This window comes from Mesorhizobium sp. M7A.F.Ca.US.006.04.2.1, assembly GCF_004022915.1.
GTDB classification, from domain to species: Bacteria; Pseudomonadota; Alphaproteobacteria; order Rhizobiales; family Rhizobiaceae; genus Mesorhizobium; species Mesorhizobium ciceri.
On sequence record NZ_RZQA01000350.1, the window covers coordinates 1 to 6,093 of the forward strand.

Annotated in this window: 6 protein-coding genes; 4 read left to right on the forward strand and 2 right to left on the reverse strand. The window is 63.4% G+C overall.

All coding sequences use genetic code 11. The features are described from left to right. The 4 genes from EN925_RS19055 to coaBC form a co-directional block, all read left to right on the forward strand. On the forward strand, nucleotides 1–1,148 hold a 1,148-nt coding region (locus EN925_RS19055; RefSeq protein ID WP_128336806.1), incomplete at its 5' end, for an AarF/UbiB family protein. 80 nt (nucleotides 1,149–1,228) lie between these two features. Next, nucleotides 1,229–1,486, forward strand: a complete 258-nt coding sequence (locus EN925_RS19060) for a plasmid stability protein (protein ID WP_013529622.1) — start codon at nucleotides 1,229–1,231, stop codon at nucleotides 1,484–1,486. A 2-nt stretch (nucleotides 1,487–1,488) separates the two neighbouring features. Further along, nucleotides 1,489–1,911, forward strand: a complete 423-nt coding sequence (locus EN925_RS19065) for a type II toxin-antitoxin system VapC family toxin (protein ID WP_127368790.1) — start codon at nucleotides 1,489–1,491, stop codon at nucleotides 1,909–1,911. Further along, the gene (gene coaBC, locus EN925_RS19070) at nucleotides 1,908–3,140 is read left to right on the forward strand and encodes a bifunctional phosphopantothenoylcysteine decarboxylase/phosphopantothenate--cysteine ligase CoaBC (protein WP_127368789.1); all 1,233 of its coding nucleotides are present in this window, start codon (nucleotides 1,908–1,910) and stop codon (nucleotides 3,138–3,140) included. The genes EN925_RS19065 and coaBC overlap by 4 nt, the downstream gene beginning before the upstream one ends. Nucleotides 3,141–3,225: 85 nt before the next feature. On the opposite strand, the gene EN925_RS19075 is transcribed toward coaBC, so the two are convergent. Both EN925_RS19075 and EN925_RS19080 read right to left on the reverse strand, forming a co-directional pair. Next, nucleotides 3,226–3,804, reverse strand: a complete 579-nt coding sequence (locus EN925_RS19075) for an invasion associated locus B family protein (protein ID WP_024502803.1) — start codon at nucleotides 3,802–3,804, stop codon at nucleotides 3,226–3,228. Between the two features lie 35 nt (nucleotides 3,805–3,839). Beyond that, the coding region (locus tag EN925_RS19080) for an autotransporter outer membrane beta-barrel domain-containing protein (RefSeq protein ID WP_164894277.1) at nucleotides 3,840–6,093 on the reverse strand (2,254 nt) is incomplete at its 5' end.

Here is a 6,093-nt window from a genome sequence, read left to right on the forward strand (position 1 = left end):
CCATGCATGACGGCGTTGCCACCAAGGTGGCGGTCAAGGTGATCCGGCCCGGCGTGCGCCGCCGCTTCTTCCAGGATCTCGAAAGCTATTTCCTTGCCGCTCGCCTGCAGGAGAAATACATCCCCTCGTCCCGCCGGCTGCGGCCGGTCGAGGTCACCCAGACGCTGGCTCAGACCACCAAGATCGAGATGGATCTTCGCCTCGAGGCGGCGGCCCTCTCGGAGCTCGGCGAAAGCACCAGGCACGACCCCGGCTTTCGCGTGCCGTCCGTCGACTGGGAGCGTACCGGCCGCGACGTGTTGACCATGGAGTGGGTCGACGGCGTGAAGATGAACGACATTGCCGGACTGGTCGCGGCGGGCCACGATCTGAAAACCATCGCCACAAACCTGATCCAGTCGTTCCTGCGCCACACGCTGCGCGACGGATTTTTCCACGCCGACATGCATCCGGGCAATTTGTTCGTCGAGGCGAACGGCACCATCGTTGCCGTCGATCTCGGCATTGCCGGCCGGCTCGGCAAGAAGGAGCGCCGCTTCCTCGCCGAAATCCTCTACGGCTTCATCACGCGCGACTATTTGCGCGTCGCTGAGGTCCATTTCGAGGCCGGCTATGTGCCGCGCCAGCACAATGTCGCGGCCTTCGCGCAGGCGATCCGGGCGATCGGCGAGCCGATCCATGGCCAGCCGGCCGAGACCATCTCGATGGCCAAGCTTCTGACGCTGCTGTTCGAGGTTACCGAGCTCTTCGACATGGCGACGCGGCCCGAACTGATCCTGCTGCAGAAGACCATGGTGGTGGTCGAGGGCGTGGCGCGCACGCTCGACCCGGCCTTCAACATGTGGAAGACTGCCGAGCCGGTGGTCGGCGACTGGATATCAGGCAATCTTGGGCCGCGTGGCATGATGATGGATGCGCGCGATGGCGCCAAGGCGCTGCTGACGCTGGCCCGCCAGGTGCCCGAGCTTGCGGCGCGCACTGACCGGCTGTCGCGCGAGATCGACCTGATGGCCGAGCATGGCCTGCGCTTCGACGAGACCACTGCCCACGCCATCGGCAAGGCCGAAGCGCGCTACAGCCGTTCCGGCCGCTGGGCACTCTGGGTGATCGCGCTGACGCTGGTCTATATCGCCTGGAAGATGATCTGAGTCTCGGTGACAGCAGTGCCGGCATTGCTATCATTGAAAGCAACGCTTTCATGGACTAGGTTGAGGTAAGGAGCAAAAACATGAGCACACTTACCATCCGCAATCTCGACACCAACGTGAAGCAGAAACTGCGTGAGCGAGCTGCCGTGAGGGGAGTCTCAATGGAAGAGGAAGCGCGTAGCGTTCTTGCCAAGAGTGTTCTTTCGGACGGTGTGGACCAAGACCCTCGGGGAGAGTCACTCTATGCCGCGATTCGTAGGCTGGTTGAGCCCCATGGCGGTTTCGATGTCGAGTTGCCGGAGCGCGGCCCTACGCGCGAGCCACTGAAATTTGACTAACCATGTTCGTGCTGGATACGAATGTTATCTCGGAAACCTTCAAACCACGGCCGGATGCAGGGGTGGCTACCTGGATGGATAGCTCGCTCGCGACCCGCTCATATGTCACGGTGATGACCAAGGCAGAGCTGCTCGTTGGGCTTGCGAACATGCCGGACGGAACGCGTAAGGCTGCACTGGGTAGTGTCATCGGGGCCTTTTTCACCAAATGGCTCAAGACCCCAGTGCTCGCGTTCGGTGACCGCGAAGCCGAAGCATACGCGGAGATTGTTTCGAACAGACGATTTCTGGGACGTCCTATACGCGAATTTGACGCACAGATCGCCTCGGTTGCTCGCTCGCGGGGCTTTGCGGTGGTGACTAGAAATGTTGCTGACTTTTCCGATTGCGGTATCAGCATAGTCAATCCTTGGGAGGGTGCATGAGCCTCTCCGGCAAGCGCATCCTGCTCATCATCGGCGGCGGCATCGCCGCCTACAAAGCGCTGGATCTGATCCGCCGGCTGCGCGAGCGCGGGGCCGCGGTTCGGGTGGTCATGACATCGGCCGCGCAGGAATTCGTCACCACGCTGTCGGTCGGCGCGCTCTCCGCCGACCATGTCTTCACCGAGCTGTTCGACCGCAATGACGAACACGATGTCGGCCATATCAGGCTGTCGCGCGAGGCCGATCTGCTGGTGGTGGCGCCCGCCACCGCCGACCTGATGGCGAAGCTCGCAAACGGCCACGCCAACGATCTGGCCTCCACCGTGCTTGTCGCCACCGACAAGCCGGTGCTGATGGCGCCGGCCATGAACCCCAGAATGTGGGCGCATCCGGCCACCCGCCGCAACCGCGCGACGCTGCAGAAGGACGGCGTCACCTTCGTCGGCCCGGCCAGGGGCGAGATGGCCGAAAGCAATGAGGCGGGCGAAGGCCGCATGGCCGAGCCGCTGGAGATCGTTGCCGCGGTCGAGGCGCTGCTCGATGTCGGCCCCAGGCCGCTGTCGGGGCGCAAGATCATCGTCACCTCCGGCCCGACCCATGAGCCGATCGACCCGGTGCGCTACATCGCCAACCGCTCGTCCGGCAAGCAGGGCCATGCCATCGCGGCAGCACTGGCCAGGCTCGGCGCCGATGTGCGCCTCGTCTCCGGCCCTGTCGGCATCGCCGATCCCCCCGGAGTGAAGACCATTCACGTCGAGCGTGCGCAGGAGATGCGCGACGCGGTGGAACGGCTCTTGCCCGCAGATGCGGCGGTGTTCGTCGCCGCCGTGGCCGACTGGCGCACCGAGAACTCGGCCGGTGAGAAGATCAAGAAGGTCGCGGGCGAAGAGCCGCCGGTGCTGCGCATGGTCGAGAATCCCGACATTCTCGCCGGCGTCGGCCATCACAGCCAGCGACCCGGCCTGGTTATCGGCTTCGCCGCCGAGACACAGGATCTCCTGCGCAACGCCGAGGCCAAGCTCAAGAAGAAAGGCGCCGATCTCATCGTTGCCAACGACGTGTCGCAGGGAAGCGGCGTCGGCTCTTCGGGCGTGATGGGCGGCGATCGCAACCGGGTGCGGATCGTGTCAAAGGCCGGTGTCGAGGAATGGCCGGAGATGAGCAAGGACGAAGTGGCGGCTCGGCTTGCCGCCCTGATCGCCGAACGGCTTAAAACAATCGTCGTTTGACTGAAAAATGTTCTGCTGCAGTGACGCACCGCCCTGCCGCGAGACTGCGTTCAGGCGGCGCGCGCTTTAAGTCCTGCGGCTCACATCAATTGGTCAAAAGCTCCGCGGTCCGGGCAAGTGCGCCGGCGAAGCCGTTGAGCGGAATGGAAAAGCTCACCGCTTGTCCGGTGTCTGCCGCGAAAGCGTCGATCTTCAGCGTGGTGCCTGATTTCAGCAGCGGCGTGACAGTCGCATCGAACACCACCGGCACCAGACAGCCGACGACCTGGCAGGTGTTGAACGCCAGGCTGCCGTCCAGCTTCTGATCGTCGATGGTCAGGCTCACCCCCTTGGCCAGCGCCAGGCCGAACGGCAGCGCAAGCGTTCCCGTGGCATCCTCGCCGGTCTTGCTCGACAGCTCGATCGCCAGCAGGCGCTGATTGTTCTGCTTGTTGAATTGCTGATGCGACAGGCTGCAAGTTTTGGTCGCGCCTGATATCTGGCAATTGACCGTCCAGTCGCCGTGGGTTTCGGACAGTGCCGACGCGCCACCGGGCAACTGCGGCGCATCGGCGGCAGCCGGTGCCGCGACCGCCTTGTCGCTCTTGGTTTGCGCTGCAACGGCCGGCACACCGACGGTGCAGGCAACACCCAGCATCGCCACGAAATACGCGAACTTCCTCATCAAGACCCCTCCCGCCCGGCTCCGCCTCGGGCCAGCTAGAAGCTGACCTTGAGAGACGCGCTGATCGCGTTCTGTTTAACCGTTTCGCCGAAGGCGCCATTATATCTGACGGACATGCCGACGCCATTGACGCCATTCAGTTCAAGGCCGGCGCCGACCCGATAGAGCGGCGAATCGACGGCCTCCGTCAAGTGCAATGCGGGGTTGCCAGGCAGATTCTCCGCCGCCGCGAAGCGACCTTCGATTTCCCACTCCTTGTTGGAAAACTCCGCCCCGGCCTTGCCGTAGACGCGAAGGCTGGCAATGTCGCTGAGCGCGATGTCGGTGCCGATCTCGATTGCAGGGGTTGCAGAATAGTAGGTGTTGGCCGAGCCATCGAAGTTGAAGGCGGCGACCGAACCCTCCTCCGTGCCTGAGACACGCAGCCAGCGCGCGTCGAACTGCACTGTCGGCTGCAGATAGAACGCGCCCATCTCCCGGGTGAAACCCAACCGCGCCGAGCCGCCGAACATCGCGGTCTTCTGTGTGTAGGTGACGCTGCTGCCGATGCCAGGCAGCATTACCTCGTCGAGATAATCACCCACCAACGTTTCGCCCGGAATGTAGAATGCCGGGTCGATATGGGTGTCGCGTTCGCCCTTGAACGAGCCCGTGCCGCCACCGAGTGCAAAGTCCACGAAGTAATTCTTGTTGGTATATTTGGCCAGCGCATAGGCCTGCCAGGCCTCACCGGTGGTCTCCGACAGCAGGTCGCCATCAAAGCCGATCTTGGAATCGAACTCTGTGCGGCCGATCGTGGCACCAAGCGACCAGTTCTGGCCGATCTCGCCAATGCCGCCAAGCGACATCGTCTTCAGGACGTCGTCGCGGCTTGTAGTGCCAGCACCCGCGTCGCGGCCGTACTCGGCCTGCGGGCTGATCGTTGCCCAGACGCAGCGGCCGTCGGGATTCTTGTAGGCAGGCACGCCAGTACACTCACGCGCCGCTTCCAGCATCATGTCGGCTTCGCGGTTGATCATGTCGAACGTATGCACGGCATAATGCGGTGTGAGCCGGGTCAATGCTGCACCCAGTTCCTCTTCATTGGGCAGGAAGCGCAGCATGTTGATCAGCCTGGCCATCGGGTTGTCCGGGGTCGATGCTGCCTCGACATCGTCAAGGTACTGCGCCATCTGGAACACGCCGGGATCGGTGGTGCCGGACCCCGGATCCTGCGCCAGTTCCAGGAATGTCGGGTTGTCGGCGTAAAGAACGAGATCGGTGCCGCCATCCACCCGGAACTGGAAGTTGAAGCCCACTGCCGGATGCAAGGTCTTCGCTGCTATGCCGGAGTCGGTCATCCCCGAGCCATTGGCGACCACATATTCCGTGAACAGCTTATCGATCGACAGGAAATTCAGCGGCGCTTCGCCGTTGAAGTCACCGGCCGCCGTTAGTGCCAGGGCATCCGTGATCTGGTTGTTGAGATCCACATCGGTGACGAAATCGCCGGAGAGGTTTTGTTTGAAGCCGCCGCCGACATCCACCTTCGCCACCACGCCGATGCCCTGGTTGGTATAGAGCCCGTCATTGGTGAACAGCCCGCCGCCGAGATCGATGGTTTTCAGTCCGACCATCGAGGCATCGGCAAAATTGTGGAAGCTGTTGTCGCCGCCGCCGAGATCGATGTTGCCGATGACGCGTCCCAGCGTGTCGTCCAGCCGCGAATTGTCGACATGGTCATCACCCGACGTGCCGGTAATGGCCAGCGGACTGAAATCGTCGAGCAGCGATTCCAGGATCGCATTGGTCGGCACGACGGGACCGGGCGCCAACAGGAAGGTCTGGAATGCCTGGATATCCGCTGCCTGGATCTCGAATGTCGGCGTCGCTCCCATTGCGTAGAGCAGGCTGTGGTTGGTCAGCGCGTTGTTGGCGCCGCCGACGAGCATGGCGGCAACGCCGGTTCCGGCGCCGCCAATCGTGTAATGACCGTTGAGATTGATGGTGATGTTGCCTTTCGCGCCGTTGGCTGTGCTTTCGCCGTAGGCGGCCACGGAACCAGCACCCTGCGCGAACAGGCTGTCGCCCGCGGTCAGCGTAACCGCGTGCGCGTCGCCGATGCCGGTCGCGCTCTGTCCGAACATGGCATACGAGCTCGCACCCTTGACCCAGACCTGGCTCATGGCCGTCGCCGTCGCCGCCGCGGCATCGCCGATGCCACCGCCGGAACCGGCAGCGCCGGTGGAGAGCGTGCCGGCCAGGCCGCCGCCGCCGCCCACCGCCTGGGCCACGATGCCGTGCGCCCGC

Excerpts from the sequence above, each read along its gene's own strand:
- EN925_RS19060 (WP_013529622.1), top strand. The coding sequence starts at position 1,229 with ATGAGCACACTTACCATCCGCAATCTCGACACCAACGTGAAGCAGAAA.
- EN925_RS19065 (WP_127368790.1), top strand. The coding sequence starts at position 1,489 with ATGTTCGTGCTGGATACGAATGTTATCTCGGAAACCTTCAAACCACGG.
- coaBC (WP_127368789.1), top strand. The coding sequence starts at position 1,908 with ATGAGCCTCTCCGGCAAGCGCATCCTGCTCATCATCGGCGGCGGCATC.
- EN925_RS19075 (WP_024502803.1), bottom strand. The coding sequence starts at position 3,804 with ATGAGGAAGTTCGCGTATTTCGTGGCGATGCTGGGTGTTGCCTGCACC.